Origin of the sequence: Methylocaldum sp. 14B, assembly GCF_002005105.1 — a bacterium.
GTDB lineage: Bacteria > Pseudomonadota > Gammaproteobacteria > Methylococcales > Methylococcaceae > Methylocaldum.
Genome location: NZ_MSCV01000005.1, coordinates 158,248 through 185,009 on the forward strand (window position 1 = coordinate 158,248; position 26,762 = coordinate 185,009).

Here is a 26,762-nt window from a genome sequence, read left to right on the forward strand (position 1 = left end):
TGGATCGTTACTTTTAGAAAGCAGCCGATCGTCAATTTACCACAGCACCAGGCCCGCACGGCGAGACGGTTTGCTCCCGACAACTTGCCGAGTTTCAGCATAGCCCGCGCGTGTGCCGATTGAGGAACGAGGCCGAAGAAAGCCCCCTTCTCCGATCAGAAATGATTTACTGTTCAACGTCGTAATAGTTCTCAAAAAGAGATTGATTATCATTAATCTTAGATATACAGTGAAGCCATGCCGTTTAAGCGAGTTTCTTAGCGCAGGCACTGATTAAAACCTTTGGGGAAGGTATGTTGCTATCCAAGCGAATCGTTGGGCCATTGTCATTGGCCTGTCTTTCGGTGAACCTGGCGTCACAGGTTCAGGCAGATGATCAAGCTGCGCCACCGGCAAGCCTCGGCACGATCCAGGTCGTAGGCAGCGAGGAGCAAGCCAGGGACATGCCGGCTTCAGCGCAATACATCGACACTTCGGAAATTCGCGATCAAAGTTACAGCGACGTCAACCGCATTTTACGTCGCGTGCCCGGCGTCAACATCCGGGAGGAGGATGGTTTCGGATTATTTCCCAACATCAGTTTCCGCGGCGTCGACACGACCCGAAGTGCCAAGATTACCGTGATGGAAGACGGTGTCTTAACCGCGCCGGCGCCTTATTCCGCACCCGCCGCATATTTTTCGCCCGCTGCCGGACGCATGAGCGGAATTGAAGTCTTGAAAGGCTCGAGTCAAATCAAATACGGTCCGCATATCACCGGCGGGGTGCTCAACTATTTGTCAACTCCGATTCCGGACAGCGGCAAGGCCTATCTGAAATTTCTCTACGGCAGTTATAACGAAGTCAGAACGCACGGGTTTGTTGGCGATACCTTGAGCACGGAAAACGGCCGTTTCGGTTACTTGGTAGAAGGCTTTTACCGCGGTTCGGACGGGTTCAAGACTATTGATGAAACACCCGATTTCCGCAATGGCGACGAAACCGGATTTCAACAGGTCGAGCCGATGGTGCGTTTGTCCTGGGAACCCAACACGGATATCTACCAAAAGCTCGAGGTCAAGTTCGGCTATTCGAATATGGATGCCGATGAAACCTATCTCGGCTTGAGCGACAACGATTTCAGGAAAGATCCTTATCGGCGGTATTCGGCCTCGCGCTTCGATAATATAGAAACCGAGCACTTTAGAGGATTTGCTCGTTATTTCATTTCTCCGACCGAGAATTTGGATATTGTCACGACGGCTTACTACAGCGAATTCAACAGGAATTGGCAAAAGTTGAACGATCTCAGGGGCGGGGTAACGGGCAATATGGATCTATCCGCCGCCCTGGCGGGCGCCAGGAACGGTCTGGGTCTCGACTGTTTGAAAGGGAACATCGCGTGTAATTTGAGAGTGCGTGACAACAACCGCAGTTATTATTTGGGCGGTGTTGAAACAGTTGCGAATTATCGTCTTGATTTAGGCGCCACACATCACGAGCTCAGTGGGGGATTCCGTTATCACGAGGACCAGGAAACCCGGTTTCAGCACGATACTCTCTATAACCAGGCGGCGGATGGAACGATTATCGGCAAGACCGTCGGTGCGCCGGGAAGCCAAGACGACAGAAAAGGCTTGACCAATGCTTATGCCTTTTTCCTGAAGGACCGCATCGAGTGGGGGAAATGGGGTTTTACTCCGGGTATCCGTTACGAGCACTTGTATCAGACATATAAGAACAACCTGTCGCCTGCGAATAACGGCAGCAGCTCTCTCGATATGTATGCCGGAGGCGCGAGTCTCGATTATCGTTTTAACGAAGACTTCATGATGTTCACTAGTGTTCATCGTGGGTTTTCGCCGCCAGGTCCCCAGGATGCCGTGGTTGACAAGCTTAAGGAAGAAACCAGTAACGCCTATGAACTCGGTGGACGCTATACCCACGGTGCGTTCTCCGCCGAAGTTATCGGATTTTATACGCAGTTCGAGAATTTATTGGTTATCGACAGCATAGGCGGCACCGGCAGCGATGCGAATCAAAACTTCGGCAAAGTCGACAGCCGCGGCGTCGAACTGGCTCTGAATTTCGATGCCGGCGACGCTTTCGCATGGGGTTTCCGCAATCCTTACTTTTTGTCATTCACTTATACCGACGCGGTGCAGCTGAACGATGCCGCCTCTACCAACCCGGAATCGATTTTCAGCTTCGGCAAGGAAGGCAACCGCGTACCCTATATTCCCGAGTACACGCTCAGCTTCGGCAGTGGCCTGCACTTCGACCATTGGGGGGTGGACGTCGTAGTTAACTATGTCGGCGAAACATACACCAGCGCGAGCAACACCAGCGAACAAGTCAACGGCGCAGGCCAACCGGATGCCCGCTTCGGCAAGACCGACGACTTTGTCCTTCTCGATATCTCCGGCTACTATCAACTCACCAAGGGCGTAAAGGTGTTGGCAGGCGTCCAGAATGCGACGGACGAGGAATACATCGTGTCACGACAGCCGCACGGTCCACGCCCCGGCATGCCTTTATTCGCCTACGGCGGCTTCGAGCTGGATTTCGACATTTAGAGCATTTTGCGGTTCGGTGTGTTAGCAGGCCGGGAAGCCTTTTCCGACGAAACCGAGCTTCACAGACCCGCGCATTGGCAAGGGATTGCCGGCCTACTGCTTATTCCTGCCTTCATGTTTGTGGCGCGGGGGAGTCTTCGGACCAAAAGGATGCCATAGGGGGTACGCAGAGCGGACATAACGACGGGATCCGTGCAGCCTGCCGCGAAATCGCGGCAAACTGGCTTGAATGCCCCGCCGTCGCTTCCCGTCAAAAGTACAATGAATCGCGCATCCGGCGGCAATTACTCCGCCGGGGTCTCCATTGCCACGGCTCGTTCGCTTACAGTCAAAGTCCAGCGAAGGGGGAGTCGTAGGTTTATCTCCGAAGCACGCCAAGGCCGTGTCCGAGCCATCGCAGGTGGTCCGTTTCCCAAGCTCCGCGGCAGGGGGTAATGCCAATGCATCACGATCCTGCCGCTATCCCGCGCCATTTCGTCAAACTCCTTTCCGCTGCCACGACCGCTCCTTAGAGCGTTTTCATCTCGCTCGTACGGCAAAACAGGCTTGGCGGATGTCGTTGGCGCCTTCGGCTCGGGTGAATGGATTCAAGCATTCGTAGGTCGGCAATCCCTTCCCAATCGCAAACGGTCGCTTTAGTCGCGACCCTTCCGACGAAGACGCTCGGCCGAGACGTGGCGTCGGGAAAGGATTCCCGACCTACAGGGTGCTACAGTCGTAGGTCGGCAATCCTTTGCCGACGAACCCGTTGGCCCAACGGCACCGTCGGGAAGGGCGGCTTCGGCGCTCCAATCGCAAACGGTCATCCCAGGAGCGCTGGGATGACCCTTCCAATCGCAAACGGCCTGGCCGGGAGCGCCGGCCACGCCCTTCCCGAAGACGCCGTTTGCGATTGGAAGGGGCCGATTAAAGGCCCGTTTGCGATTGGGAGGGATTCCCGACCTACTCGCGAGTGCCCGTACAGTCGGTATGAAAATGCTCTAAGTACATTCCATAAAGTTTTGCGGAACCTCGACAAATTAGTTCGATTGACTGGGGTTCTCCTGCAGTGGTGCATATGCCGCAAGACATTCCCTGAATGTACTTAGTCCCTGACCACCAGACGCCCCCACGTACCCCCGGCGAACAGATGAGCCGGACCGTCCCGATAGAGCCAAATTCCGGGCTTCGCGCGTTCGACTTCCGCCGTGAGCGTCACCCCGGGCGTCACCAAGCGCGACCAGGGGGAACCGAAATTCGGGACGTCGTCCTTGAACGAATGCCCGTACAGTTGGAATCTGTGCTGACGGGCGCGGCCGGCCGGATGGACCACGTGGAAACGCAAGCGCTCATCCGCTTTGGCTTCGAAATCGACGAAGGCTAAGGGTTGCCGATCATCGGTGAAGAAGTCGTTCGCGAAGACGTTGTCATTGAGGTCCTGGGTTTCCTGACCATGCGCATTCGGGTGTGGATCCAGTCCCATGCGCACCCAGAAAGGCGCACTGTGGTAGTTGATGCCTTGCTCGCCGAGATCATAGGAATCGTCGCAGATGCGGCAGTCGGGAACGGGCTGTCCGTTCTTGTGCAGATTCAGCCCGTCTTGATAGACCACGACGAATTCCCGCGCATAGTTCTTGGTGTCATCCTCCCAGACCACGGCCGAGAGACCGGAGGCTCGTTCGAAAGGAATTTCGGTACCGTGGGGCCGGCCTCGCGAGTCCACGTAAAAATCCTCGGGGTCGAACAACTTGGCGTCGGCCGGTTCGATAATGAGCGCGCCGATCAGACCGTGCGTGCCATGGCCGATGACGTCGCCGTGGGAACTCAATCCTGCGGCGAGCGGTTCATTGAAGGGCTCGATGACGAGTTTTTCGCCTGTGCTTCCCTGTCGGTCGATATTCACCCGGCCCGCGTACCAGTTGTAAGTTCGCGTCTCGCCTGGGACCGCCAGCGCTTTGTCGATGCGGTTGAAACCCGCGACTGCGCCGTTTCCGGCATTGACGTCCACGGCCACCAGCTGTGGATGGAGCGAGACACGGTTCGACGGCGGTGCGTCCAGCAAGCCCTCCTTGTGCTCGTCCACATTGATTTGGGTGATGCGCGGCATGAGTGCGTCGCCCGGGCGGTCCGACAGACGCGTCCCCAGGTGATTGGTCAGCTTCACCACCGCGCAATGCCCTGCCTTGACCCGAAGCACGAGTGGCGTCAAAGGCTTGCCGTTGCGAATCGCTTCGACATCGCCAGCCGGAACGAAAACCAGACCGTCCGGGTCATCCAGACCGTGGACATCGTCGTAGCGCATTCCCCTCTCGCCCAGCAGGTCCTTCACTTGCCAAGCTTCTATAGCGTATTCAGACCGCGGTGCATTCCGGGGACAACCGTCACCGGCCACCAATTGTCCCGCTCGGGGATCGCTTATCCTGCCGTCGGTATTGTCGTCCAGAACCGCCAGCGCGCAATGATCGTCGCTACGCCCGCCGTCCGGGCAACTGTTCGGCCCGTCGAGGTGCTGCCGCGCGACCGGCTGGGCGGCGCAGCCGGCCTGCCGGAGTTTGTCAATGAAGGGCTTGCGCTGTGCCGCATCCTTGTCCGGCGCGCTGGCTTCGAGCAAATCGACTTGTCCGACTTTCAGCACGCCATGCTCGTCCTCGCATGCCGCCGGGTCGAAAACTTCAGGGCTGGCGAAAGCGCGCAACAGTCCCCAACTGCCGTTCCACAAGTCGTCCTGAGTGCCGAAGTGGAAGAGGTAGTCGGCGGTACCGAGTCCGGCGCCGATGTTAGCCAGATTGACCGTGTCCATCTCGAAATGTTCGGAAATTCCGATTTCCTGGGCATTGATCCAGGGCGCAGTCGGGTTCTTCGCTTCCCTTCGCCAGGCCAGCCCGTGTACGGTGAAACCGTGCTGGACTTCCTGCGCCCCCTGGATTACGCGCAATTGAACCCGGTCGCCCTCATAGGCCCTGAAGGGCTTCAGGAAGGGATCGCCATTCGGTGCCGAGGAGCTAAAGACATAAGCCAGATCGCTGGGGCGACACAGCGCCGGGCGCGCGCTTTCGGGGTCGTCCAGATGCCCTGCGCATTCGCCGGGCTTGAGCTTTGAAAAATGACTGCCGCTTGCGGGGCTGTCGCGTTCGCCGATACGCAGCGGGATGGGCTCGTGTTTGTAATTGACCAGATAGGGATTGTGGTGGTCGGTGGAAATCGCCTCGGGCATGGCCGGCGGATCGACGGGATAGCCGTGCAGCTTGCGGTAGGCGACGTAATAGTCCTCCACCGTGGTGTTCACCTTGCCCGCCATGCCTTCCGGCAGAGCCGGACCTTGCGTTTGCCCGGCATCGTAGAGCAACGCGAAATCGGCGATGGCCAGGGCGAATTCGCGCGTGTCGGGATGCTTTTCCCTGGCTTCCGCCTTGACCACCATGCCGCGCGAGCCGACCGCGAAAGATTCGCGGCATGTACGCTCCGGTTCGGTGACGGGGGCGCGGCAGGCAATATCGCGGCTGGCGCCGGCGACGTTCTGCTCATTTCCGCCGGGTAATCGCCGCTTGCCCGTTTTCATGTCGGTACCGTCCGGGGTACGCCAAACCGAGCCCTTGGGTTCGACCAGCATGGCGTTGTAAAACCCGTGATGCTGAATCGAGGACGGCGCGAAGTGATCGTGCGTGAATACCGTGCCCAGCGTGCCGTCGCCGTCCTTATGGTCGTGGGCATCCGCCCACCAGCGCTGGATGGTGGTCTGAAACACCGGACGGCCCTGCTTGTTGGTCTTGGCGCGAGGCTTAGGCTTGATTTGGCCGAGGTGATCCTTCACCACGCCGAAGCGGCTGGCTTCGGACAGCTCCTTGATCGCTTCCCAGGCCAGTGTGCCATCCTCGTAATTGAAGCCGTTGCCCGAGCCGTCCGCAGCGAGGACATCGAATTTGACCAGATGGATGTGTTGACCGATGGTGTCGGTAGGCGTGGCGACCTGGAAATCGTCGCGTCTCACCGTGGCACCGGCACGGTTGGTATGCAGGAACTCCACGCACTCGCCCGATTCCACACGGAAGAAGAATGGCTCGGCCGCGGCGGTTTTTTTGCCTTCGTAACGAGCAACGTCCCGGTCCAGAACATTGATGCGTGACTGCGGGTCATGCCAGCCGTGTTCGTTGGTTTGAATGTCCAGATCGATCACCGAAGCGCGGTAACGCCGAATCGGCGCCGTGGGATCCTCGCCGCACGGGTCGGCGAAAGGCGCGCCGGGCCGCCGCGCTTTGCCGTTGACCCGGAATACCGCATCCCGGCCCTCCGGCGTCCGGCTCGGGTAACCGGCGGCGTGTTCATGGAAAGCCATCGCCGCTTTTTCCAATGCGGTGCCCGCTTCGGGCAACAGAATTAGATTCGCGCGGGTGATATGCGCGGTCATGTCGGCGTTCGCCAACTGTTCCGCGGCGGTTCGCCCGCCGTTGAATTCCCGCTCGCCGCCGGTTACAAGGTGCCGCCCAAGACCGCCGTTTTCGACGATGTCGAGCGGAGGCTGCGGCGCACGGTGTCCGGCCTGACCGGGAATGTAAAAAGGGAAGCCTGGAAAGGATTGGGCTATGCGCTTGCTCGGATCGGGATCTTCCGCATAAGTCGGAGCGGGCGCGATGGCGAGCTCAGGCAAGGGAATCACTGCCGGAATAGGGGTGCCGCCCGTGGCGACGCCGGTTCTCGGATCGGTGCCGGGTCCCCGTTCTCCATCGGGCAGACGGCGCGTGCCGTCCTCGAAAACGTCGTGGACGCGCCACAACCCCCACATGCCTTGAGCGAAATGCGGGTAGAGATGACAGTGGAAGATCGAATCGCCCGGCGCCAGATTGCGGTTGCCGCTGGCCTCGTGCGCGATGGCGTAGGCAAAGCTTTGTTGCGGTGCGATGGTCTGCGAATCGAGATAATTGGAATACCCGCTTCGACTGGATTCCCATTGATGTGCATGCAGGTGGAACACATGGGTTTCCTTCGGGCCGGCGTGCGAGTTGCGGAACAGCACGGGATCGCCGAGATAGCTGTGATGGACGTTGGACGGATCGTCCTCGTACTGAGGCAGCAGCGCGGGATCGCCGTTTGCCCAGGATTGCAGGAAAAATTCTTCGTAAAGGCAGTCGACGCAATCCTTGGCCGGTCCTTTGCCCAGGCGGTTGGCCAACAAGATGGTGCCCATGCCGCTCGCGCCGTAGTTGATGGCAAATCCGTCTCGCACCCCCGCCAATTGCGGGTTGGTGGCGAGAATGCGGAAGTCCTCGGGATAGACGGTCTTCAGTTCATCATGGAAGGTGACCGTGAATTCGCGGCCGCTCTTGCCGCTGTCGTGATCGACGATGATGGCGTCCAAGGGACTGTGGATCAGTTCGAACCGGTCGTTGCCAAGCGGCTTGAGCAGGTTCAGGACGGGATCGCCGTGCTCGTCGAGCGCTTCATACTCGATCAGCGCGGGTGCCTTGGCCTGCCGTTTCGCTTCCTTGAGTTCGTCGGCGCGGACCGCGCTGCGATACCAGGTGCTGCGTTCCGGTTCCACCGTCACCGTGCCGAACAGGCCGTGTACCAGCGAGCCGCCGTCGCCTTCGCCCCCGGACGGCGCGGCGAGACTGGCGAACAAAAAGGTGCCCTCGCGCTCGGCGCGCCAACGGTAGGTGATTGTGGCCCCCGGAGGAATGCCCTGCAAACCGGTTGCGGCAGGATCGTGGCCATCGGCTTCGACCCGCAGACCCGAAAGTGCGATGGAGGCGCAGCGGGTGGTTGGGGTATTCCCGTGCGGCGGCGGCGTGCCGGCTGGCGCGCACGGGTCGGAATCAGTCCGATGCGCCGATACGACCTGGTTGGCCGCATGGCCTTTTTCCTCGATCGCCTCTTCCTCGATATCGTCGGGATGTCGCTTGGGCCGTTCGGGGCTCAGCAAATTGGTGAAGGTCACTTCGAGAATGTCTCCCTTGTGCGCCCTAAGTGCCAAAGGCCGGGCCCGCTTGACCGACTTCAGCCTGACCTTGCCCGGCCGCAGTTCGGGCTGTCCATCGCTGCTTTCCACATCGCGCTCAAGGGCGTAAATCATGCCGTAGGGGTTGTGGGAACCGAAGCGGTTGTACTGGATATCGTGCTCGATTGCGACGACATCGGCGTGGATGACTCGGGTGTGACGGGCGTCCCCGCCGTTGTCTTTCGCGGGGCGGCAACCGACACCCGCGAGGGTGGTCAGGATGAGAGCGAAAATTGTGATAACGCGTCCGACTTTCATGACGGCATCCCCCCTAAATCAACCAAATTCCGTCTACCAGTAACCCGCTGGGGAACGCTCGCCCTTGCACTCTCTGCAAGGGATCGGGACCGGACAGGGGATTGAAGGTATAGCCGTTGCTGACGACGATGCGAAACGTCACGCGCACGGAGCTCGACGTTTTCCAGGAATAAGGCATCCAGCCGCTCGACCAGCGGATCGAGCCGTCGGGACTCTTCAAACCTTGGCTTTGCACCAGGAGTTTTTGTTCAATCGTCTGTCCGGTTTGCTCGTCGATCAATTCGGCCAAGGCAAAGTCGTTGATATCGTCGCGCTGGTCGTAAACCAGAAAATTCCAGCGCGTCATGATGCCTTCGCCGGGCTTGAGGCTGATGCCCTCCACCGCAAGACTGGCGCCGTCGATACCGCGCGTTTTCTGCGACAGCAGATCGATGAAATCAAGGTCCGAGGTGTCCAGTGGATCACGGCTGGCTGGCGCGGTCAGATCGGATGACAGTATTTGGCTGGGCGGCAGGCGGGTTCCGTTGGAGAGATCGATAAGATTCGGATCGTCGAGGATGGCGAAATGCTTACCAAGTCCGGGCGACACCGAGCGGTTTTCCCAAGCATGTCGAAAATCCCGATCCACTCGCGCTCGCCCGCGGACGGCGAAACCTTCGAATGTGCCCTTTTGAAAGATGTTGTTATCGGCTGGAAAGGACATGGCGCCTCCTCGTTTTTTTTGTTATTACGGTTTTGTTAAGGGCGTGAGCAAACTGTTTATCCGCAATCCAGGATGTTTTCCCGCTATTCTCCGCTCGGGTATGCCTATGCTGTCAAGTTAAACCTTAAACTGTTTAATAGTATCGAAAAAGCGGTTTTTCATACTCTTCAACGCCAGAATCTCTGGTGCCGATATTCAGCCGCATTTGAGGCAGAATTTATAGAGAGGCGGCCAATTCAAAGAAGTTTTCGATAACCCGTGTTTCGAGATAATCGGCATGAATTTGAATCGACTCGATTTGGGTTACATAAAACCGATTATACTTTCGATCCCCTCTGTCGAAAGGTTATACGGCGATTATTCATCAACGGGTTATTGCCAATCACTGCTCGCCAAGGTTGCCGTCCACTCTGTGCTGAAGGCGCAATGTATTTCATACGACACAACAAATCCTTTTCAGCACATCACAAAACCGATTTGAGCAATAAAGTAGAACGGCTATGAGATTTTGTCGGCAAAATATAAAGTCTGACGAAATATCCGGGCGAGTCTTTTAGGTCTTCAACCAAAGAACTGGTCCGGCACTCAAACTCTCAAATTCATGCCTCTTACTTGGGAGGAAGCCAATCCTGCAAAATCAAGCCATGTGTATTATTTGCTAACCATGAGCCTTGCTACGAAGTGAATCTTCTGGATATACGTTAAGCCGGGGTCCGTTTGTATTAGGCGATAGGTATCTTGTGCCGGGAGCGTGCACGCTCCGACAAGGATTCGTCTGTGAAAAATTACCCTGGCACGTACAATTTGTCCCCTGTTTGGTTTCGAAGCGGTTAACTGTGTTGGAATGTAAGAACTGCCCCCCCTTTCGCCCGTGCTCAAGATTCGCCTCGATCGTCTCAAGATCGGCTTCAACGGGCGTTCACCTCTGCCGATACCGGCCTTCCCGAGCGTCAGCTCTCTTCGAGACCGAATCGGTGGTTCGTTCCCAAAGGCGCCATTGAACACGCGATTCCAGTTGCCGGCACACGACAAGACAGAACGTGAAGTCAAATTAACACGCCCTCGGTGGCGTACAATATCACACGCATATCCGCCTCATGGGCTACGCTGGTTTCGGACATAGAACACGAGAAATCCCTTATGAAAGCATCGAACAGGAAAATGACTCAAAAGGTGTTAGTCATTGTTTTCGGCGCATTACTGTCCTCGCTTAACCCCGCTTGGGCAGAAACCGATAAGGAAATCCAAGAGAAAGCGCTCAAAGCTCGCGAACAGAGCCAGCACGGTGCCATGGATCATTCGGCTCATGCCAGCCCCGAGGGAGCGGCAGGCAAATTTCGGGGCGTCTTTTACGGCTACCTGCCGTGTCATGAAGAAGATTGCAACGGTCTGAAAATGACCCTGTCCTTGAATGCCAAGAACAACTATCTTTTGGTCATCCAGCCCGCAAAGCCGCAAAACCGAGAGTCCTTCGAAAAAGGAAAATACGAATGGAACGACACCAAAGGTGTCGTCTTGTTGACCCCCAACAAAGAGGCCCCTCAGCGTCGGCTCGCCATTAAAGATGAAGGCACTTTGCTCTATCTAAGCGACGACGGGGCGCCATTGCCTGGAGACCAGGACAGGTATCTGCTGCAACGGAGCGACAGGGCCGGCAATCGGGAAATGCACATCCATTGACGAATACTGCGCCAAAGGACAATTGGCGAAGAATTGAAGTTCAAACGAGCTCCGATAGTTTGTTTTCGGGTGGGTAGTTTTCGGCCTCAACGGCCATTCGTCCTTCCAAGGCCCGCCATTCCTGAGCGGCCGCTTTTCCAAAATCGAGCGAGTCGTCAGTGCCCAAAGCTACCGGTCGCCACTCTGCGGATTCAAGGGCGGGTTACCGAGTGGAGTGGTCATTCGCGTCCACAAGCCGACAGGCTGCTGAGGCAATGATCGACAGTGACTCTCGCCGAGATCCTGCACGCACGAGCGAGCTTTGCGGAAAGCGGCCGCCCCACACATGGATGCTAGGTGTGGCGACCTGAAATCATAAAGCGCTGGAAGAGCAAGCGGCTGCATTCGTACCCGGGCTATCAGAGCTCGGATCAATTTGAGATAAATGGCCGAATGGCCAATGCGGCTTGACTGGGGTGTCCCTTTCTACTTGACCATGTCAAACATTAAAACATTAGAAACTTCTCATTGACCACGTCAAACATTAGACATAATCTGACGCCGCAACGACAGATAAGGAGGGGCTTATCGCAAAAATTGCGATGCGGTGTAGCATAAGCTTTGTTTATGAAAAACAGTACGAAGTATTATCCATCTGAAATGACGGGGCGGGGTATGAAAGAGAAATGCCTTATTCTAAGGCTCTGTTCCGTGGCGCCGGTACTCATCCTGGCGCACGGGGTTTGTGATGCGATGCCGGGTATGGACATGCCGGGTAACGAGAGCGCCAAAGCGATTCCGCCAATATCGAAAAGTATGGGCGAACCGCTCAACTCGGCTGGTGCGGACTTCGAGATCAGCTACAGCGCCGACGGGAAAACCGCCATCTTTACCTCCACCCGTCCGGGCAGCGTAGAGTCGTCTGGGACCCCCTACAATTTCGACATTTGGATGTCCCACTATGAGAATGGCGCCTGGCAGGAGCCCGTCCATTTGGGACCGGAGGTTGATCCCGCTGTAGGGCCGAACATCAACACGTCCGCCTGGGAACTGGAGCCGAGTTTCTCCGATGACGGAAATGTCATTTACTTCACGAGATACGAGCCGGGTAATCTGTCCACCGGCGATCTCTACGTCACTCAAAAAGTCGATGGCGTCTGGCAGCCGGCCAGAAACTGGAACGAAGTTCCCGAGCTGCCGCACATCAATACGCCGACTGGCGAGGAGCACTGCCCAATCATCGCTTCCGACAGCCTGATTTACTTCAGCTACCAACAGCCGGGAGTAACGCAAGATAGCGACATCTGGAAGGTTGAGAAGAAGGACGGCGTCTGGCAGAAGCCGCAGAGCCTCGGTCCGAGGATTAATTCGCCGTACCGCGACCATCTGCACTGGACCGGACTGTCAAAGGACGGCAAGAGCATAATCGTTACCAGCACGCGGCCTGACCTCGGTTCGCGGGGCGGCCATGATGAGTGGATCGCATACCAGAATCCGAAAGGTGAATGGCAGGAACCATTGAACCTCGGTGATACCATCAATACCGCCGGCGAAGACATGTGCTGGAGCTTCACGCCCGATGGCGAGAAGTTCACTGGAGGTTGGGGGCAGCCGGGTACCTACGATCTTGACCTCAGGTGGGTCAACAAGGATGACATTCCTCTGCTGAAGAACTTCAAGCCGATCGGTCCGCCGCCCAACCTGCTCGCCAGCAGCAGGACAAAGCAGAAGAATATCAGGTAATTGCTGTAGCCCTATATCAAGAACCAGACTGTCTCAGCGGCGCATTCTCGAAAAGGACAAAGGGACGGTGGTTTGCCTATGAATATGAAACGGAGAGGGTCTGCGAGAATCCTCTCCGTTTGTTTTTTCCTTGAGTTTCGACCGCTTGGATTATCGGCTGGGTGAAATCGGCGCATGTGAAAGCCGATTGCCATTTGAAATTGCGCCCTGGCACCAATGTGGCGCTGATCAATGCCTTGGCGCGTGTGATCGTTACCTATAAGGACCGGCGAATGACGCTTCGCGCTGGAGCGCTTCGAACCGGCCTCCTACGAGAAATGGCAGGCGCTCGTCAGCGAAGAGCATGATTCGCCCGAGGCTACCGAGTCGGTAACCGGGGCAGACCCAACACGCCTGTCGCCGGCCGCCATTTAAGCCTGTCGATTGTCGCTCCGTGCCCGTTCCGATCATTCACTCAGGGTGGCCACGGCGACCGGAATTCGGCCATTTCTGCCATTCGCACTTAGAGCGTGTTCATCTCGCTCGTACGGCGAAACAGGCCTGGCAGGAGTCGTTGGCGCCTTCGGCCAGGGTAGATCGACTCAATCGTAGGTCGGCAATCCTTTGCCGACGAACCCGTTGCGTCGGGAATGGATTCCCGATCTACTCGCGAGTTCCCATACAGTCGGTATGAAAATGCTCTAGTTTTCAGCGGGCTTGGAACGTCGGCTTCATGGAACCATGATCGAATTGGTACTTTGGCCGATCTTAAGACCGTTGGGACGCGCGCCGTGAGCATCCGCGGCTGGCCGCTCACCGCCGGACCGTATTGGGCTATTGGGCAGGGGCCCCCTTTTCAGACCGCCGCGACATCCCGCGGCAAAAAATCCTGACGGCGGTGAACCTTTCCGAATTTCCTGAAATTTACGGTAAAAGAAGGAATGCGAGGATAGGGGAGGCGTTAACCCTGTAATACAAGGAGTTCGATTATGAAATCTTATGCAATAGCAGCAGTACTGTCTTCGGTGATGATGGCCGGGCCTGCAATGGCCGATAACGACTTCCGGGCATTGGGCAAGGTGTCCAGCTTGAAACCGATGACCGAAGGGCAACTCTCTGCTGTCGAAGGCGGGATTTTGTTCCCGTTTAAGAAAGATCACGATCGTAAATTAAACGTTGGTAACGTTAACCAGAACATAGCCGTAACCACGATAACCGCGGTCAACCTAGCCTTGGGCAAGGGCGGCGCCAATCAGAATATTGTGGCGGTCACGCAGCAGAGCATTGGCGGTAAATAAAGCGAAGCCCATGGCCCATATCGAATGCTGATGAGGGCCGGAGAACCAGGCGGGGGAACGGTCATACGATCCCCCGCCTTTTTGCTTCAATCAGAAAAGTATGGAGCGGCCGATGAAAACATCATTCACATGGGGCGGTTTGCTACCGCTCGCTCTCTTATGTATGACTGCGGCCTCCGCTGATTCCCAGTTTCACGCCTTGGATAATCTGTCCCAGCAAGAAACGGGTACTGCGTTGTCTCGGCTGGACGATAGCGCGCTCGATCGAGTGGAAGGCGGGCTGGATATTGCGTCCGGTTCGGTCGATCTGGCATCGCAACAAGCCGTGATGCAAGCGGTGGTGCTTGAGAGCACAATGCAAGCAGCCGATGGCACTGTGACTGAAAAGCGGGTCGATCGCGCGACCTCGCTGTTTCAGGTTTGCAGCTCGCCACCCTGTACCCAAAGTTGGCATCTTACGACGTCTTCGCATCTTTAAAATTGTGTCATAGCGATCGACGTCCGCCGGCGTATGGATTGAGGAGCATGGATTGGCGCATCAATCCGTACACCGGTCGTCAGTCGGAAATAGTTTTCAAACGCGGGAAGGGGGCGGCGAAGCATGGGAGAAATCATGGTGATCCGAATAAAGCCCTTTGAGGCGGCGGAGTGTATCTCGCAATCTTTGCTCAAAAGGTATCGACCGCGATAGGCCGGGTTGCGGCTCTTCACCCTCTTGCCGGCGTCGTAACTCGCGATTTCCTCTTTTTTGCACTGTCCTGGCAGACAGCTTTTTCGGCCTTGTGCTTCCGGTTCCGGTCCGCGTGTGTGGGGCGGTTAGAGACACCCAAGGTCAGATTTCTCGATACCAGCCCGACACTGTCAGTAGAAAACCTTCTTTGCCCTCGAACACCCGTCCTAGTCGCATGAACCGAATACGACGAAAGTCGATAGGATGCTTGAGCGGACGGGAGGTTTTACAAACGACGGACTGCCTATAGCTCGGGAAAGGTGTGCCGTGCTGACTCTTTCGGGCTTGCTGTGTATCCTTCAGGTTGAAAGGTATCCGCCGCAAGAATCTCGGAGGTGGGTTGAACTTTCCAATATTTGGACCGACTCCAAGTAGTATTCCTGGCGGACCGCCGTTATCTTTTTGGTTCCACAACTTGGCATAGCCAGTGGATAGGCATTTGCGCGACTCGATCGCCCAACTGACTCAGGAGGAGTTTCCTATGACAAGCCAACGCCCAACTCCCGGAACCCGCGCTGCTCAGCCCCCGTGCGAGCCTTCTGCCGTGCGCCTTCGCTATGCGCATCACCGGAGTTCCGTCCCTATCCGAGGCCGGACGTGTGAACGCCTGCCGTCCGTCGTCAGCCGAAGATGTGTCGGTCGGACGAATTCTCTCATGGCGAGCTGAGTTCACGCTTGTCGACATCGGATCTCTCCTGATCGTTCCCGGAGAGAATGCGGTCATATCCCTTGCCGAAACCGATAAGAGCTTTCATGAATCGTAGGCTTTCGTGGCTACTGCTCGCCTTGTTCAGTGTTCCGGCGCTTGCCGACTTCAAGGGATCCGTGACCTTCGCAACGGATTATGTTTATCGGGGCTATACGAAGAGCAGGAACAATCCCGTCGGCCTGGGGAATCTGGAATACGAGCATGAACTCGGCTTGTATGCCGGCCTCTGGGTGGCACCGGTGAGTTTCGACGATGAATACTATGATGACCGAGCCCGTGTGGAAATCAATCCTTATCTGGGTTGGGCGACCAAGTTTGCCAAGAACTGGAAGCTTGATCTCGCGGCTAGCCGGTATCTATATGATGGCAAAGTGTTCGGCCAGGACTCGGACTATAACGAACTCTACGGTTCGCTCCATTACCGCGATTTTCTGAGCGCTCGGGTGGCTTTTGCCTACGATACCTATAACCGTGGCGCCAAGACCTTGGCCTATGAACTGGTCGGCCGCTATAGCCCGGTGGATCGGCTGCAACTGTCCGCGGGCGTAGGCTTTCATCAGGCCGGCGAACTGGCGCACTACGACTACTTTTTCTGGAATGCCGGAGTGACCTGGTACGTGAATCGGTATATTTCGGTCGATTTGCGCTATGTGGATACCAAGTTGCCTTATTACGAGCATCACGAGGACGAGCCTGAGAATGGATCGATATATCTCCAGCCGCTGGATGACCGCTTTCTATTTTCCCTCTCTGTCGGCTTTTAGTGAACTTTTGGCCTGGCCGCGGAATAAATAGAGTAGAACCGCGGATTGACAGGTCCTCTTGTAGGCGATTTATCGCTTACTAGCCGGATAGCCGAACGGTCAAAAGAGCACGGTCGACCTTGTTCGGGTCCAATGGTTTTGTAATGACGACAGGTCGAGTTTCTTTTGAAGGACGCCCCCTAGAATGCAGGCTTATGGGCTAGACCTGTTCGACAGTGGTGTAGCGTTCGAGAAGCGCTGAACGTATGTCTCACATTTGCAAATAGCTCGAGCTCTTCTTGGATGATGGGATGCCTAAGTTGGATGCTCTTATTGTTGGAGAAGCGCGATGAATCTGAGTAAGCCATGCCCGCCGGACCGTGAGCACGATGATGTGTTTTCACTTTTGCCCTGGCATATAACCGGAACCCTAGAGAGCGAAGAGCAGGCGCGGGTGGAGGCGCATTTGAGCCGTTGCCTGATTTGCCGACGTGAACGGGTGAAGCTTTACGCGCTTTCGGAGCGAATCTCTCACACGCCTTGTCCGAATCTGGATCCGCAGGCCGGATACTCTCGCCTGCTCGCCACCATTCGGCAGCGTGAACGATCCGAATCGGCGGCGTTGCACTTCGATCGATTTGGCCGACTTCGAACCTGGCTCCGGCATTTTCCGGTCATCGTAAGCAAGCCACTGACCCGCGTGGCTCTGGCGGTGGTGCTTTTGCTGCTGATCGTCCCCTTGAGCTGGCGCCAGTGGGATCAACTAACGGAGCCCCGGTTTCGAACTTTGGCCGACCCCGCTTCGACCGCAGCCTCGAATCAGGGGGATCTGCGCCTGGTGGTCGAACCGAGTCTTGGCGCCGAACATGTTGATGCGCTCTTGAAAGCAGTCGACGGGAGCCGAGTCGACATGCCCGGTTCGGCGGACGTTTATACGGTCCGACTGGCCGACGGCAGAGACAAGAATGCGAGGATCGAAGCGGCCTTGGCCTACCTTCGGCGCCAACCGGGTGTATTGCTGGCAGAGCCGACAACCGGGCCTTCTTCGGCGCCATGACGTTCAGCTTGATCGCTTTAGTCTTGGCGCTCCTGTTGCAACTGACCGGATGCGTGACGGACCGTGATTTTCCAAGCATCGGTCCCACGGCCGATCCATCGATTGAAGAGCGGCGCATCCTGGTGACTTTCACCGATTCGAGCATCGGACGCAAGGTGCCGGACAATATTCTGGATCGTTATCGCGCACATGGCCGTTACATGAGTTCTGCCTGGAGCACCCGCGTCGCGGTAGATTTGGCGGAGCAGTACGGGCTGAAGCTGATGGCGGAATGGCCTGTTACCATTTTGAGAGTAGTGTGCGTGGTGTACGAAATTCCTGTCGGTCAAATCCCCGCCGATACTATCAAGACCATCGCGCAGGATCGCCGGGTCGAATCCGTACAGATCATGCGGACCTTCCGGGCTTTAGTAAATAATGCGTCGGCTTCCTTCGGCAGTGATCCTTATTTTCGACTGCAAAAAAACTTACAGCGCATGCACATCGAGGAAGCCCATCGTCTGACGACCGGACGGGGCGTTCGCATCGCGCTGGTCGATACCGGTGTGGATGATACCCATCCCGACCTCAGGGGCCAAATCGCTGTCTCTAAAAATCTGGCATCATCGAATCACGATAAACCGACCGATGATATCCACGGGACGGCTGTCGCCGGCATAGTCGCCGCTCACCGTGGAAATGGAATTGGTATTGCGGGAGTTGCGCCCGATGCCAAAATCTACGCGCTTAAGGCGTGTTGGCCGGAGCGCTTCGGTTCCGTCGCTGCAGTGTGCAACAGCTTTACGCTCTTGGCGGCGCTCAATGAAGCCGTGCGTCTTGGCACCCATATCATCAATCTGAGCCTGACCGGGCCTGATGATCCGCTGGTCGGACGGCTTCTTCGGGCGGCGATCGATCAGGGTATCCTCGTGGTCGGCGCGGACGCCCGTGAAAACGGATCGATCGCGGGCTTTCCCGCCAATCAGACCGGAGTCATTGCGGTCCGAGCCGCCCAGGTGGATCGCAAGCCGGAAGCGGCCGCCAACGATGGGATCCATGCCCCCGGTACCGATATTCTTACGACACTGCCGCACGGGAGGTACGACTTCGTGTCCGGTAGTTCCTTCGCCGCTCCCCATGTCACGGGCCTGTTGGCCCTGATGCGGCAACTCAAGCCCAGCTTGACCTCGCCTGAGGCTATAGAACTCCTACACGCGTCGGCGGCGACCTCCGCGCAAGCTCCGAATCCATTGGACCGGATCGTCGATGCTTGCCTTGCACTCGCGCGATTGCTCGGTATCCCTGATTGCGGAAAGCCTTCGTAGCCGATCTTCACGTTCCCGAACCGCCGCTTCATGACTAGGTGGAGAGCTTTCTATCGCGCGAGCAGCCGGCGTCATGACATATCCTCTTCGGAAGGATCCATGAGCTCCGGTGTCAGCTCGTTAAATAAGGTCTGAAGCCTCTTGCGTGCATGAAACATCCGTGTTTTCACCGTATTTTCCGGACAGTCGAGGATGGCTGCGATCTCCTGATAACGAAGTCCATGGCCAAAGGTCAACTCGATAACGGCGCGTTGCTCCTGCGGGAGCGAGTCCAAAGCAACGGAGAGCAGATCCTCGCCTTCCACCTGCCGTGCCGGTGACGCTCTGTTATCCGCCAATTCCTCTCCGAACTCGTCAATAGGCACGGCATGGGCGGATCTGGCCTGCTTCGCCGAGGCCTTAAGCGCCTTTCGATAAGCAATACCGAAAATCCAAGTTGATACCTTACATGTGTAATCAAAGGTCTCGGGCTTTTCCCACACGACTAGCATCGTTTCATTGATCACATCCTCCACCATATCCGGCTGTCGCGTCGCCTGAAAAATAAACCTGGACAAGCGATGATAGAAGGCCGAATACAACATCTCGAAAGCACTCACATCGCGCGCCTGGATACCGGTCATCAGTTCCCGATCCCGATGATCATCGATGCATGAGGCGGTTTGTCTATCAGGCAGGATTAGCGTGGGATCGACGGTCATAGGCAATGAATCGGTACCATGGTTGGTTTTTCCGAAGCAGGAATAATCCGAGTCTAATCTGTAGATTTCGGGAAATTCCGAAAAGGTTCACCGCCGTCAGGATTTTTTGCCGCGGGATGTCGCGGCGGTCTGAAAAGGGGGCCCCTGCCCAATAAGGAGCCGGTCGAACCCGATTTCTGGGTGACAACTCACTATCCTTGGGCGGACAGCCGCCTCATAGAAAAGATTCGGGCGCTGATACTACAGCAGACTCTTTAGCGGGCTAGAGCATTTTCATACCGACTGTACGGGCACTCACGAGTAGGTCGGGAATCCTTTCCCGACGCCACGTCTCGGCCGCGCATCTTCTATGGCGGCGGACCGCGCCCTTACTGCTGGAACAGCCTTTCCAGCCGCCGCGGGTGCGCGATATCGCCCGCGCCGAATCCCTGGACGAAACGGCGGTGCGGAAGCTTCTGATACAGGCGGCGCGTATGGGCCGGGTCTACCGCGTCGCCCACGATCACTACTTCGACCGGACGGCCGTCGCCGCGCTAGCCGACATCGTCCGCGACCTCGCCCGGGAAGCGCCCGACGGCACGGTCACGGCCGCCCCGTTCCGCGACCGCATCGGCACCGGCCGCAAGCTGGCCATCCACATTCTGGAATACTTCGACCGCGTCGGCCTGACCCGCCGCCTGCGCGACACGCACCTGCTGCGCAACGACGGTCTGCAATTCTGACCACTTGGCCCTGCGCCAACGCTGAGCAGCCTGTTCCTGTTTCCACTGGGAAACAAAAGGGTCGGATACCCGTTAAGGAAGCTCTGAACAAGTGGATTCCGTTCACTGTTCGACAAGCCTGTCCTGAGCCCGTCGAAGGGCTCACCACGAACGGAATCAAGTCGTTACCGTTCGTCCTGAGCCTGTCGAAGGACTTAACCAGAGCTTCCTTAAACGGCAACACCCCTCACAGCTTGCCGAAGAGGGATTTTGCCAATGTCATGTCAGTGCTAAGTCCCTTATTCCATTCGGCATTAAATTGAACATTACGTAGGGTGGGTTAGGCGCGTACCAGAAAACGTTTTCTGGCGGTCACTGGGCTATGAACGCGCCGTAACCCACCGATTCCGCGGCTATTGAAAGCGATTTGGAATGACCCCGAACTTTCCGAAAAGAAGATCTGAAAAGCCTGTCCCCTGGGCAAAACACCATTCATCCCGGCCGAAAGTGCCGGTGCCGGGCACCCGGCGTAGGTCGGCGAACCTTTGCCGACGAAAGTGTTGGTCCGTTATACCAGATGGGAAAAGTTCCAGTTCAATCCGTCCAAGGGACTGACCACACCTTGCCCACCCCGATTCAGCACATGGGTATAAATCATGATGGCGCTCACGTCCTTCAGTCCCGGTAAAGCGATGCCCAATGTCGCTCATAGAGAAATAAGAGAGCCGCCAAGGCTTGATTCTGCGTCGACGCCGACACATTGCCTTCCACCGCGAGATGCGTCAGAAACACTTCCACCTCGACGATGCCCGTGTCGCGGGAATAGTGTCTGCCGTTAAAGAGAATAAAGCGCCTGACCCATTGGACAGATTGCGTTTCCCTACTAATATCTTAATGCTTCGTCCTGCCGCGGGCGCGCACCTGATCCAGCAGTTTCGGGCCACCGGCGGCAGGCGGTGTATTTGCTTTGGCCATAAGCCCCGTCTACATGAAGCTAGTGTATTAAATACAAATACTTAGAATAACAAATTCCGAGTTATTCACCTCACTGCTCGGTGTTATACACCTGACGTAGGTGTCTGATACAAAGTTAGCTGCCAAAAACATGCGCTCACCCATCTGTCTTCTTGAAGCCCAAATTGCAGGTGCTCCATTCAATGTGGCGCCGGAGAAAGCCAGCCTCTGTGCACAGCAACGTGACAATCACAAGATTGACTTTGTCATGGTAGATGAGCCCAAGTTCGGTGTCAGGGTCAGACTAGACGCGGATAGCCAAACACCTGAGATTGTGCTGCCCATAGCATCGCTGGAGTATTTATGGGCCTTTTCTCATTACTGCTGGGTTCTGACGCAAGAGTACGCAGCAGCACAACGCGCTGGTGCAAAGCAGTTTGACTGCGTTGGAAACGAAAGGCTTAGGGAGTCAACCCATATTCTCCAATGGGCCAAAGCCAACCTAGTCAACTCCGGCACAGCCCAATGGCCTGAGTTTGGTCCTCGCCCAAAGCAGGATTCTGACAGTTGTGACGACTCGCGGGTTGCGACTGAGCTTTTCCTTTGCACAATCGCCTGGATCTTGCATCACGAAATCGCGCATGTTGTTCTGCAGCACCCAATGATCGACACTGCTTTCTCAGAGCAAGAGGAGCGAGAAGCAGATAGGTATGCAACTGATTGGCTATTGGATGGCCTGCCCCAAGACGACCCCAGGCTAAGGAAACGTGCGCTTGGCCTGACCGTCGCAGTACTCTGCTTACAGAGCTTAGAGGTCGACACTGTCTCGTGCTTACGAAATACACATCCAGCAGCCCACGACCGAATATTCAAGAACACAGCAATCTACCAAGTTGGAAATGATGAAGTAGTAGAAGCTATGTGTACCGTCGTTCTCCAGTACCTGTTTCATGACACGGGAATTTCAGCAGATGTCGATGGAGCATCCTTTTCAGAAATTCTTGGTGAGTTGCTATACGACATATCGCGCGCCAAAAGCGGCAGCTAACAATTCATTCAAGCCGACGCCGCTTCGCGGCGCGGCTTAATTCAGGCGTTAGCCGGGGAGAACATGAAGGACTGCTTCACCTCATTAGCCATTCGGATACTGATCGGTGTCGTTGCCATCGTGTTTGTCCTCGCAATGGCTGCCGCAGGTCTTGCGACCAAGGCTTTCTTAACAGGTGCGACACTGCCACCCAATGTAGGGGTAGCGCCGCTACTCACCGCGATCGTGGCGAGTTCCGGCGTTCTTGTTGCCTTGCTTGCATTCGCCCGAGATCGCGAAAAGCTGGCGCGGGAGCGAGAGGAGAATCGCTCGAAGATACTTCTAGAGCAGGCTAAGGCGGGTCTAGACGAGGTCATCGAGCTTCTTAAGGACCAGAACAACAACCGAGTAATCTGGGTCCGAGCAGCCCGCGTACTTTTGGAGGCAACTGCTCTTGGACGGGCAATCAAGGCACCGGAGTACGCCAAGGCCTACAGGCTCTACGAAGACAGAATCCGTAGCGAGCTCTACCGCGCCTTGACCGTCTACGACGAGGAAACGCAAGAGCGTAATCCCCTACCTCCTCAGTTCTTTTACGGAATCAAGGATTGGAGTAGGCAGATATCCCTTGATGATGCCGCGAGGGAAGTGTCTCCCGAGGTTCGCGTCAGCAGCGTGTCGATAGACAGCGTTGTGGCAGAACCATCCCTGAAGCCCCTTGCCGCCAAATCCGTAGTAGCGGTGTTCGAGTTCCTCGAATACCCAAGCGACTATTCTGATCCTCTGCTGGAAGTGGAGGTGTGGCAAGGTGACTGGGACAGTTCATATGGTCCTAGCCAAGGTGCCCGGAGATATGTCGCACACGCACAGGCCACTACCGCTGTTGGCGGAAGAATTCACAAGAGAGCATAAGCGGCTAACAAACGCGTGCAGCCGACGTGCGAGGACGCACGCGGCTGACGCGTAGCGTTGAGCCAGAATAGAATCCGCGTTGGTAATTGAATATTAAGCCCGCTTGGTGGACAGCAATGGAAAATCACGATAATAAGCGAAGCACCTTTGCGAGGTGCATAACCTGGTTGATGCACACTCGCGACGGCGCTTCGCTAAGCCGGAGTTTTCATTACTATTCCCGGCGCCCTGTTATTCCACTTGCAAGCCTATTCCCGCCCAACTTTTCGTTAAAGCACACGCGTTACCAGGCTCGCAATAAGCGCATGCGTAAATTTGATAATCGGCCTGAGTTTATATGTCCGTCTTAACGCGGTGCTCAACTCATAAACGTTATGTTCAAAAGAAAGCCCGCAGATGAGTGTAAAGAAGTCAGTACAGGAAACCATCCTGGCATTGCCAATAATATTTGGAATGTTTCATTTATTTATTTTTAGTGTATGGTTGTACTGGCCAATAGCACCAGAAATTCCTTTGGTCTTGTTAAGCTCCATACTCCTAGTATGCTACAAGCGGATGGAATGGTTCGTTCCGTTTCCATTGCACACCCGGAACAAAAAAGAACCCACGCTTACTCATAAGCTTATTGAGTTGCCGTTCTGGTATCTGGTGATGGCCCTTCTCTACGGGCATCTTCGGCAAAAATTCGACCTGTCGAGCCAACTCAACGAAAACATCACTGAAGTGATTCTGTGGGGGTATGGTGCGTTTTTCGTACTCACCGCAACCATTTCACCATTAAGCCATTACATACTAAATAATTTCTCAGGCTTTCTCTCAAGCATCAAAGAAATACCTCAGTTAGTTCAACGGGTCTTAACAATTTTTGTCGTTTATATTGGGAGCGCAGCCATATTTGCTGCGCTATTTAGATATCAATCTGTATGGGTAGAGGGATCTTTCAGCAAGCCACTCGAAACTTCTCTTGATTCTTTTTATTTTAGCGTCGTCACTATGACCACGCTTGGATATGGTGACATTTATCCAACCAATGATACAACCAAGATATTGGTGATTATTCAGGTGTTACTCGGGCTGATCCTGCTGGCGGTGATGGTTGGCACTGCAATTTCAGTAACTTTTCATGAGCTTGCTAACTCTGATGAAGAACATAACAAGTAGTTCCAGCGGACCCCAAACACTGCGCGGCTTTTTGCGCATGCCTTCGGCATTGTTGCGCAAACGCCGCTTCGCGTTTGGTTCCGCTGAACAAGGGCGTTAGCGCGGATATGTCAGAGAAGACAACAGATCGTGTTATTGAGTTTGTAACCAAGTACGCTTGGGTCGTCTGCATTGCGATCACGTTTGTTCTCTTCGTCCCAAAAGACGCCGCGGATCAAATCGGTGTTTCTGAGGTTCGAAGCAAGTATCTCGGATACCTTTGGATCGGTCTCGTCGTAACAGGCCTGCTTTGGGTCGCGTCGGCATTCCGATATCTAGACACGAAAGCGGAAGGCTTTTTCGCGAGACGACGAGCAGCGCGAAAAGAACTAGACCGATTGATGCGACTTGAGCAAACGCTTGGGCTCCGAATAAGCAGCCTCAATGACGCCGAGATCATGTGGATCAAGTACTGCCTTTTCTACGAGCAGCAGACCTTGAGCGCAGAGCGTACAAGGCCCGTCGCTCAATCGCTCGTTCACAAGGGGATTTTGCAGGAAGGGTCAGGACACATTCTGGATCTGCCGTTTCACATACCAGATGACGTTTGGTTGTATCTTCTGCGGCACAAGGACGATCTTCTGCCCGAAAGCGAGAGAACCGATCCTCGTCTGGAGCGTGCTTTGCAAGAGTTTAAAAAGTCATTGCACTGGCGTACATGAGCATCGGTACGCTAACAAGCCGTTCAACCCGATCGCGCGCGAAAACCCGCGCTCCGGGTTAACGGCGGCGTTAATGTTCTTGCTGGGGTCATGAGTGTTATTTGAAGACAGCGATATTGATAAGTACCTTTATGAAGAGATTCCTCTTGATAGAGATTGCGTTCTTATGAGCGAGATCTATATAAAGGAATTTGATGAGGCGCTGGGAAAGATGCTCCGGAGGGAAGAGTGTAATCCTTACGAAGTAGGCTATGTTAGCCTGGTCGTTGTAAGAAAAATCAATGACACCTCCCTTGAGCTTTCGTGGTACCCGAACACCTTCACTAGATTTCATGAAGTCTCAATCACACTGCCAAAGGACATGATCAAGGTATGTGTGGGCTGCTGTCAGTACGGTATTAAGCCCTACATTTTCGTAGATCATGAATGGTTAGAACATCTCCACTTACGAGAATATTCTGTATTCGCACTCGTTGACGCAATAGGTGTTAAAAATGCGATAAGAGGCAACGCTCTAAATAAAGATAAGCTAATTAAACTTAGAGATAAAATAGATGAATTAGCTGAGAATCAACCAGGCATATCCTTTATTTCGTTTGCTGACAGTTTGATTCTCAAGAGCAACTGGGATGTAGGCTACTTCCAAAACGGAGTTAAGTGCTCATATAGTCCAGAAAAGATCTTGTATGTTATCAAAAAGCTTGATTTTCTTTATCAAGAAATTCTAGGCCTAAAAATTTACGCTGCGCTTACGCAAGGAAGCAATGAATACTATGGCGAGTCATTGCTTCATATATCTAAAACGAAAAATCATGTTTGCCTAAATAGTTTAGGGGTCCCGTTTGCAGAATTATTGGCAATTGAGAACGCGGCAAAAAAAGCCATTAAATCAGGTGTGCATCCTCCTATGCAGTTGTACTTGGACGAACAGTATTACCATTCATTGAAGTTTAAGTTCGATTTCAAGAAGAATGATAAACCAAGAAATCCATATTCAGCGATAATGAAATCGCACCAGCCGAGCTATTTTTATTCTACTTGCGATGAGCTAATTGCCAATTTCGACAACAAACCAAGCGAACATTAACAAGGCATAGCAGCGGACAAGCCGCTGAATGCAACGTTAGAAGTTCGGAACGCGATGACGATTGAAGACATATTCAAGGTTGTAAGCCTAGTTCTCGCCTCCTTCGGAGGTGGGGCCCTAATTGTGGTTGGCCTCACCAAGTGGCTTGGAAACGTAATGGCTGGTCGTATCCTTCAAACCGAAAAGGCCAAGCTAGATAAGCAGCTAGAGGGACTTCGGCATGAACTAGGATTAACGAAATCCTCCTACGAGCATCATCTCGACTTGATTCTCGATTACTACGCAACCTTCTACAGGCACTACCGGCTATGCCAGCGAACAGCCTACGTAGACGCCCACCGGGAACTGCCCAACGGTGAAATGAAATTCACGAAGGACGAATTCATAGCTTCTCTTGGAAAGTTCCTCTCCGAGTGGGCGGAAAAGGAAGGAAGAATACGTCTGTTGCTTCCCTCACCGTTGTTGGCCCTCCATGAGAGAGCGGTCGGACAATTCAATGAATTTAAGAGAGCCGTTCACGACTTTACGCCCGCCGAACCGGCCCCGAGGAGGAAGGAGCTGGTGTTTCGCGAAATCGATGAAATCAAGGCCGAGCTGGAAAATGGCCTTCGCGAATTCCTGCGCACGGAAAGCCTGCTGAAATGAAAAAACTTCTAACAATCGGTTGCACTCCGACCCGCAAAAGCGGCACTGTTTTGTTGGCATTGTCTGGCATCATCAGGCCGCTTTTGCGGTCGGGTGAACCGAAACGTTAACTGGCAAAAATGAGCAAAGTTCTAGCAGGCGTTGGAAATATACTGGCAGGTTTC

Annotated in this window: 20 protein-coding genes; 15 read left to right on the forward strand and 5 right to left on the reverse strand. The window is 55.0% G+C overall.

What is annotated here, in order from left to right; translation table 11 throughout:
• The first annotated feature begins 293 nt into the window (after positions 1-293).
• Entirely contained in the window at positions 294-2,555 is a 2,262-nt protein-coding gene (locus B2A78_RS05365) for a TonB-dependent receptor (RefSeq protein ID WP_077728878.1), read from the forward strand.
• A 1,084-nt stretch (positions 2,556-3,639) separates the two neighbouring features.
• Here the strand turns inward: B2A78_RS05365 and B2A78_RS05370 are convergent.
• Together B2A78_RS05370 and B2A78_RS05375 are read right to left on the reverse strand one after the other, a co-directional pair.
• Positions 3,640-8,784 (reverse strand): hypothetical protein, encoded by a 5,145-nt coding sequence (locus B2A78_RS05370; RefSeq protein WP_077728879.1) that lies wholly within the window; start codon positions 8,782-8,784, stop codon positions 3,640-3,642.
• 13 nt (positions 8,785-8,797) lie between these two features.
• Positions 8,798-9,487, reverse strand: a complete 690-nt coding sequence (locus B2A78_RS05375; protein WP_077728880.1) for a hypothetical protein — start codon at positions 9,485-9,487, stop codon at positions 8,798-8,800.
• Between the two features lie 1,140 nt (positions 9,488-10,627).
• On the opposite strand from B2A78_RS05375, the gene B2A78_RS05380 reads away from it, so the two are divergent.
• The 7 genes from B2A78_RS05380 to B2A78_RS05410 all read left to right on the forward strand — a co-directional run bounded on the left by B2A78_RS05380 (position 10,628) and on the right by B2A78_RS05410 (position 18,709).
• Complete coding sequence (locus B2A78_RS05380; RefSeq protein WP_077728881.1) at positions 10,628-11,167, forward strand: copper resistance protein NlpE; 540 nt, start codon at positions 10,628-10,630, stop codon at positions 11,165-11,167.
• Positions 11,168-11,773: 606 nt separating this feature from the next.
• Positions 11,774-12,889, forward strand: coding sequence for a hypothetical protein (locus B2A78_RS05385; RefSeq protein ID WP_240502410.1), 1,116 nt, complete (start codon positions 11,774-11,776; stop codon positions 12,887-12,889).
• A 968-nt stretch (positions 12,890-13,857) separates the two neighbouring features.
• Positions 13,858-14,166 (forward strand): hypothetical protein, encoded by a 309-nt coding sequence (locus B2A78_RS05390; protein WP_077728883.1) that lies wholly within the window; start codon positions 13,858-13,860, stop codon positions 14,164-14,166.
• Positions 14,167-14,278: 112 nt separating this feature from the next.
• Positions 14,279-14,644: a hypothetical protein gene (locus B2A78_RS05395; RefSeq protein ID WP_077728884.1), complete on the forward strand. Its 366-nt coding sequence runs from the start codon at positions 14,279-14,281 to the stop codon at positions 14,642-14,644.
• A gap of 1,005 nt (positions 14,645-15,649) precedes the next feature.
• Entirely contained in the window at positions 15,650-16,369 is a 720-nt protein-coding gene (locus B2A78_RS05400) for a TorF family putative porin (RefSeq protein ID WP_168175351.1), read from the forward strand.
• A 328-nt stretch (positions 16,370-16,697) separates the two neighbouring features.
• A complete protein-coding gene (locus B2A78_RS05405; RefSeq protein WP_077728886.1) occupies positions 16,698-17,405 on the forward strand; it encodes a zf-HC2 domain-containing protein in 708 nt (235 codons plus the stop codon).
• On the forward strand, positions 17,402-18,709 hold the full coding sequence (locus tag B2A78_RS05410) for a S8 family serine peptidase (protein ID WP_077728887.1): 1,308 nt from the start codon (positions 17,402-17,404) through the stop codon (positions 18,707-18,709). Before B2A78_RS05405 ends, B2A78_RS05410 begins: the two co-directional genes overlap by 4 nt.
• Positions 18,710-18,780: 71 nt before the next feature.
• On the opposite strand, the gene B2A78_RS05415 is transcribed toward B2A78_RS05410, so the two are convergent.
• Positions 18,781-19,410 (reverse strand): RNA polymerase sigma factor, encoded by a 630-nt coding sequence (locus tag B2A78_RS05415; RefSeq protein WP_077728888.1) that lies wholly within the window; start codon positions 19,408-19,410, stop codon positions 18,781-18,783.
• Positions 19,411-19,721: 311 nt separating this feature from the next.
• On the opposite strand from B2A78_RS05415, the gene B2A78_RS05420 reads away from it, so the two are divergent.
• The gene (locus B2A78_RS05420) at positions 19,722-20,132 is read left to right on the forward strand and encodes a SelB C-terminal domain-containing protein (RefSeq protein WP_346425834.1); all 411 of its coding nucleotides are present in this window, start codon (positions 19,722-19,724) and stop codon (positions 20,130-20,132) included.
• 547 nt (positions 20,133-20,679) lie between these two features.
• On the opposite strand, the gene B2A78_RS26840 is transcribed toward B2A78_RS05420, so the two are convergent.
• Together B2A78_RS26840 and B2A78_RS26975 are read right to left on the reverse strand one after the other, a co-directional pair.
• On the reverse strand, positions 20,680-20,811 hold the full coding sequence (locus tag B2A78_RS26840) for a hypothetical protein (RefSeq protein ID WP_276205336.1): 132 nt from the start codon (positions 20,809-20,811) through the stop codon (positions 20,680-20,682).
• Positions 20,787-20,999, reverse strand: coding sequence for a phage integrase N-terminal SAM-like domain-containing protein (locus B2A78_RS26975; RefSeq protein ID WP_143735081.1), 213 nt, complete (start codon positions 20,997-20,999; stop codon positions 20,787-20,789). The genes B2A78_RS26840 and B2A78_RS26975 overlap by 25 nt, the downstream gene beginning before the upstream one ends.
• A gap of 217 nt (positions 21,000-21,216) precedes the next feature.
• Here B2A78_RS26975 and B2A78_RS05430 point away from each other — a divergent pair, with 217 nt between their 5' ends.
• The 6 genes from B2A78_RS05430 (at position 21,217) to B2A78_RS05455 (ending at position 26,598) form a co-directional block, all read left to right on the forward strand.
• Complete coding sequence (locus tag B2A78_RS05430; RefSeq protein WP_077728890.1) at positions 21,217-22,113, forward strand: phage exclusion protein Lit family protein; 897 nt, start codon at positions 21,217-21,219, stop codon at positions 22,111-22,113.
• 63 nt (positions 22,114-22,176) lie between these two features.
• Entirely contained in the window at positions 22,177-23,004 is an 828-nt protein-coding gene (locus B2A78_RS05435; protein WP_077728891.1) for a hypothetical protein, read from the forward strand.
• Between the two features lie 396 nt (positions 23,005-23,400).
• On the forward strand, positions 23,401-24,165 hold the full coding sequence (locus B2A78_RS05440; RefSeq protein WP_077728892.1) for a potassium channel family protein: 765 nt from the start codon (positions 23,401-23,403) through the stop codon (positions 24,163-24,165).
• A gap of 107 nt (positions 24,166-24,272) precedes the next feature.
• Positions 24,273-24,866 (forward strand): super-infection exclusion protein B, encoded by a 594-nt coding sequence (locus tag B2A78_RS05445; RefSeq protein ID WP_143735075.1) that lies wholly within the window; start codon positions 24,273-24,275, stop codon positions 24,864-24,866.
• 94 nt (positions 24,867-24,960) lie between these two features.
• Complete coding sequence (locus B2A78_RS05450) at positions 24,961-25,953, forward strand: hypothetical protein (protein WP_077728894.1); 993 nt, start codon at positions 24,961-24,963, stop codon at positions 25,951-25,953.
• Positions 25,954-26,007: 54 nt separating this feature from the next.
• Positions 26,008-26,598, forward strand: coding sequence for a hypothetical protein (locus B2A78_RS05455; RefSeq protein WP_077728895.1), 591 nt, complete (start codon positions 26,008-26,010; stop codon positions 26,596-26,598).
• Positions 26,599-26,762 lie beyond the last annotated feature (164 nt).

Coding starts and splice junctions, on each gene's coding strand:
- B2A78_RS05365 (WP_077728878.1), top strand. CDS start 294: ATGTTGCTATCCAAGCGAATCGTTGGGCCATTGTCATTGGCCTGTCTT.
- B2A78_RS05370 (WP_077728879.1), bottom strand. CDS start 8,784: ATGAAAGTCGGACGCGTTATCACAATTTTCGCTCTCATCCTGACCACC.
- B2A78_RS05375 (WP_077728880.1), bottom strand. CDS start 9,487: ATGTCCTTTCCAGCCGATAACAACATCTTTCAAAAGGGCACATTCGAA.
- B2A78_RS05380 (WP_077728881.1), top strand. CDS start 10,628: ATGAAAGCATCGAACAGGAAAATGACTCAAAAGGTGTTAGTCATTGTT.
- B2A78_RS05385 (WP_240502410.1), top strand. CDS start 11,774: ATGAAAAACAGTACGAAGTATTATCCATCTGAAATGACGGGGCGGGGT.
- B2A78_RS05390 (WP_077728883.1), top strand. CDS start 13,858: ATGAAATCTTATGCAATAGCAGCAGTACTGTCTTCGGTGATGATGGCC.
- B2A78_RS05395 (WP_077728884.1), top strand. CDS start 14,279: ATGAAAACATCATTCACATGGGGCGGTTTGCTACCGCTCGCTCTCTTA.
- B2A78_RS05400 (WP_168175351.1), top strand. CDS start 15,650: ATGAATCGTAGGCTTTCGTGGCTACTGCTCGCCTTGTTCAGTGTTCCG.
- B2A78_RS05405 (WP_077728886.1), top strand. CDS start 16,698: ATGAATCTGAGTAAGCCATGCCCGCCGGACCGTGAGCACGATGATGTG.
- B2A78_RS05410 (WP_077728887.1), top strand. CDS start 17,402: ATGACGTTCAGCTTGATCGCTTTAGTCTTGGCGCTCCTGTTGCAACTG.
- B2A78_RS05415 (WP_077728888.1), bottom strand. CDS start 19,410: ATGACCGTCGATCCCACGCTAATCCTGCCTGATAGACAAACCGCCTCA.
- B2A78_RS05430 (WP_077728890.1), top strand. CDS start 21,217: ATGCGCTCACCCATCTGTCTTCTTGAAGCCCAAATTGCAGGTGCTCCA.
- B2A78_RS05435 (WP_077728891.1), top strand. CDS start 22,177: ATGAAGGACTGCTTCACCTCATTAGCCATTCGGATACTGATCGGTGTC.
- B2A78_RS05440 (WP_077728892.1), top strand. CDS start 23,401: ATGAGTGTAAAGAAGTCAGTACAGGAAACCATCCTGGCATTGCCAATA.
- B2A78_RS05445 (WP_143735075.1), top strand. CDS start 24,273: ATGTCAGAGAAGACAACAGATCGTGTTATTGAGTTTGTAACCAAGTAC.
- B2A78_RS05455 (WP_077728895.1), top strand. CDS start 26,008: ATGACGATTGAAGACATATTCAAGGTTGTAAGCCTAGTTCTCGCCTCC.